Annotated in this window: 4 protein-coding genes and 1 pseudogene; 4 read left to right on the top strand and 1 reads right to left on the bottom strand. The window is 42.2% G+C overall.

The window, feature by feature from the left end:
* A partial coding sequence (locus DQX05_RS29885) for a colicin E3/pyocin S6 family cytotoxin (protein WP_310735708.1) occupies positions 1-428 on the top strand: 428 nt, incomplete at its 5' end.
* Positions 429-443: 15 nt separating this feature from the next.
* Positions 444-989, top strand: coding sequence for a hypothetical protein (locus tag DQX05_RS29880; RefSeq protein ID WP_119796867.1), 546 nt, complete (start codon positions 444-446; stop codon positions 987-989).
* A 62-nt stretch (positions 990-1,051) separates the two neighbouring features.
* On the opposite strand, the pseudogene DQX05_RS33485 reads toward DQX05_RS29880, so the two are convergent.
* A pseudogene (locus DQX05_RS33485) lies at positions 1,052-2,342 on the bottom strand (transposase family protein).
* Between the two features lie 108 nt (positions 2,343-2,450).
* Between DQX05_RS33485 and DQX05_RS32750 the strand changes: the two are divergent.
* Positions 2,451-3,053 (top strand): hypothetical protein, encoded by a 603-nt coding sequence (locus tag DQX05_RS32750; RefSeq protein ID WP_259392312.1) that lies wholly within the window; start codon positions 2,451-2,453, stop codon positions 3,051-3,053.
* Positions 3,054-3,067: 14 nt separating this feature from the next.
* Positions 3,068-3,439: a hypothetical protein gene (locus DQX05_RS29860; RefSeq protein WP_119796864.1), complete on the top strand. Its 372-nt coding sequence runs from the start codon at positions 3,068-3,070 to the stop codon at positions 3,437-3,439.
* Positions 3,440-3,879: the final 440 nt, after the last annotated feature.

Raw genomic sequence — 3,879 nt, 5'->3', positions numbered from 1 at the left:
ATGAGCTTTATCAAATGTTTAAAAGCGGAGGGTCAAATAGTCCAACGCCGAAAAAGCCTTCCCCGCAGAAACCAAGCAAGCCCAATGGGAAGCCGCCTGAGGGGACGGGAAAAGCTGATTTCGATGTAGTATCCTTTGAAAAAACTATAGCGAAAATGAATGTAAATGAAAAAGTGGCTTTAATAAGGACGACAGCTGCCGATATAGCAAAACAGAAAAATTGGAAGAAGGATTCAAAATTAACTAAACAAAATGGTAGAGACGTCTATTTTGATTCAGAGACCGGGAATTACTATGCGTTAGATACCCAACATGGCAGGTTTGAGGTGGTCAACAAAAAAGGAAAGCATCAGGGTGAAGTGAATTTCAACTTAAACTCAACTAAACCTGCTGATAAATCTGGTGGTCACGATTTAAAAGTAAAATAAGGAGTGAGAAATAGCATGAATGACCTACTCAAAAAGACTATTGATAAGTACTATAGAAATAATGAGATATCTGATTATCTACTTAAGTGCAAAGAGAATTTTTTAATACCAACAGAGATAAAGGCGTTTGCAGAAAATAATAATATTGAAATTACTGATACGAACTATGGGGAAGTATGGCCATCCTCTAAAATCACTTTTAATTATGAAAAATATACTAAAGGGGAATTTGAAGTTATCTATAGCAGTACCTTATTGATTTCAAAACTTGCTCCAGTGCTTTATCTGCAACACGAGTTTCAAGTTGAAAACAAGGATATGAATAGTAGTACTCCAACTCTTGATGGTTTTGATACTCAACCGTATAACCGAAAGCAACAAGAGCTTGATGAATTAATTAGAACCATATTTTCTAAAAGTGGATATACCATATTATCCTTTAAGGAGATCAATGAAGTTATATTTGGACTAGAATTCAATCATGGAGTGTTATTTTTTGGATCACAAGTTACAGTAGAACACGCAATGTTTTTCGACCTTCTAGATCTTTGCCCGGAATAATATTTTGTGTGTCAATTGTCTGTGAAAATGTCACTTGTGTGATCAGGGGGCAATCAGGTGACCTATGCATAGTTATTATGCTGTGAATACATTGCATCTTGAAACGCACTGCTTTTTGTGGCACGCTTATTTCTAGTGGTCTCAGACGTGGTTTTTCACGGATGATTCGGGGCGGGTTTGCGTGGCGCGAACTCGCTTTTTTGATTCAGACGTCTTCTGCTGAGGCTTCAGGGTTTCTTTCAATTCCCAGGGCTGGCCTCGGGGCCGCAACCATACTTCTCCTGTTAAAGTCTCTCACATTTCAACCGTCGTTTTCGCATCAAGATGAAGTGAGGCAGGTTGGGCAAGGGTATAGCACTTCCCGCTGTACGAGAGGAGGGTCCCGGTCCCGAGTTGCTGATAATTTCTGAGCGTGAACACATGAGTTAAATCGACGGACGGATCAAGTTTTAGGTAAGCCGACTCCGTCATTTTCGGTTGAATAAAAAATTTGTGATTGTGCTTCTCCAATAGGCCGGACAGAGCCGCGTTCGCTTATTCCAGCATCTTGATGTTAAGAAGCCGCAGTTCGATTACCAAGTATCCTGAAACGTCTGCTACAGCCGTTCTATGCGTCCTTTGCGGTGTAATCGCCTTGATGTGCTCAATGCAAGTCAGCCATTGCTTTGCCGAAGTGGGAGAGCGGTTTGGTCTCACCAGAGTTCTTGCTTGCTTTTCATTAGGCGACCGGAAAATCGTATGCTGATCACTGTTGAACCCAAGGGGAATCCCGCATTTTTGTATTCCTTGCTCCATGACAAGGGAATAGGCTTCCCGGCATTCGTTGACGAAAGACTGCACCGACAACCGTGCACGTTGCATCGTCAATCGCAGCATTCAGCGTAAAGGACGAAAAGGACGAAAAGGACGAAGCCCGATCCTCCAACCATGCATAAGGACTTGCGTCAATCTGCCACATTATGCTGGCTTGCACGTGGCTAATGGGCTTTTCTGAGTCTGCCTCGCCGTTGCCTGGTCTGCTTAAGCCCTCTAGCTAGAAGGATGCGTCTTACGCTGAAAGCACTCAGTGTCAGCGATTCATGCTCCTGCAGAAGCTCTGCGAAGTGACAACAATTGCTCCCGTAATACTTGGTTGTGCACAGTTCAACGACTCGTTCCTTCACTTCATTGGGGGGGGCGTGGCGAGTCTGTTTTCCCCGATTCTTGTGCTTCTTTCTCAGATTGGTATTTCTTCTTTAGCCGAATGACTTGGCGTTCTGATAAACCCAGCGCTACCGATCCCTCTCTGTTCGTCATCCGTCGATCTATGATTTTCTCCACAACTAGTCCCTTCTTCATTTCTGCTTTCGTCAATGTCATTGTCTCCTGTCCCATAGTGACATTATCTCAGAACAGTTATGGGATGACATTATCATAGACGAACGACACAGCAAATGCAGAAAATTTCCTGACAGGGGGCTCATGGGAAAATGCCTCCTCATTCGTCCATTTCCCAAGAAGAAAGGTCCACCCAAAGATGGCAAGTTCAAAACGCATGCGAAGAGCCTGGAGGAACGGTTCGAAGAGTTGGAGGCGGCTATCGGGAAGCTGCTGGGGAAAATGCCGAAAGACTTGGCGGATCGTATGCCTTTCAAGGTCGCGTACAAGCAAACGGCCGGGACAAACCAAAGAGTTCCGATTATTCTCAAAAATTCAGACCATCCTATGTACTCCACAGTGGATGGTGGAAACAGTGGAAGTTCCGCGCGTCGTGCTGAGGGGACGCCAAAAGCTAAGTATACTACAAATAATTTACCGAAGGATCCTAAAGAATTAATTAATAACGGCTGGAAAGATACAACGCCAGAAGGAATGGCGAAGAATACTAGCTCGCGAGAATATATTGACCCTGTTACAGGAATGAAAGTTAGATTTGACCCTGGGAAACCAGGAGCAAATGGTTTTGAGGGTAAAGATCATTATCATATTCACAACCCAAATAGTACAGGGAAAAATGATTATTACCTTGATGTTAAGGGTAATCCGGTAGCAAAAGGCTCGAAAGCATCTCACATTATACCTTAGATTAGGAGAGAAAAATGAAACCATCAGAATTTATTAAAGCGTATACCCTTTTTGATAGTCTTGTAGAGGATTTAGAATATAATGAAGCCAAGAAGCAGTTAAGGATGACTTTAGTATTGTGTCAGTGGAAGCAATCTTTCTATGTTGAAACTGAACCAGAAATGCAGCTTGGAATATTAATTTTCTCCGATGTAACATTCTACAAAACTGAACCTCATTTATTTAATTTGGACAGTAGTGAAATACTAGAGGTCGATGTACTCCCATTTGATGGAGAAGGTGAGCGTATTAAAATAGTTCTCAATGGTTTGGACGATGTAATTGTACTAATCATTCAATCTAACGAGATTGAATGGAAAGAAATAAAAACTGTGGATGGACAATAGTTAGGAGTTTACAACGTAACAACAAGATCGTACAATACAACCAACAAACCAAACACTAAACAACTGAAACACATTATAAACTTTCAAAAGCTCTTTCCCACTAGAACCATGAGTAGGAATGAGCTTTTTTTGCATGCCCAAAATCAAAGGAGGACGAAACGAATGGCGGAACGTGAACAGGTAATGGATACATCAACTCGATCAAGGCATGATGAAAGCTCTGTTGCATAAGTACAAGGGAACAGGCAAACGAATTGAAATGATGCCGCTCACAATTCTTCTGCTGAAATCACATCTCTAACTTCAACGGCTTCCCTATCGTCTACGATCTCAATTACAAACCTATCGCTGATCTCACTGGCTTGCATTGTATAGGCTCCCGTTCATATTGTGGTCATATCCAAATCGAAAATGACGGGCAGGAGTTGGATTAAGGTTCT

Origin of the sequence: Paenibacillus thiaminolyticus, from assembly GCF_003591545.1 — a bacterium.
GTDB lineage: Bacteria > Bacillota > Bacilli > Paenibacillales > Paenibacillaceae > Paenibacillus_B > Paenibacillus_B thiaminolyticus_A.
This window is presented reverse-complemented; position numbering and strand designations above follow the sequence as displayed.

Bases quoted from the DNA above. Each gene is read 5' to 3' on its own strand.
- DQX05_RS29880 (WP_119796867.1), top strand. From the start codon at position 444: ATGAATGACCTACTCAAAAAGACTATTGATAAGTACTATAGAAATAAT.
- DQX05_RS32750 (WP_259392312.1), top strand. From the start codon at position 2,451: ATGGGAAAATGCCTCCTCATTCGTCCATTTCCCAAGAAGAAAGGTCCA.
- DQX05_RS29860 (WP_119796864.1), top strand. From the start codon at position 3,068: ATGAAACCATCAGAATTTATTAAAGCGTATACCCTTTTTGATAGTCTT.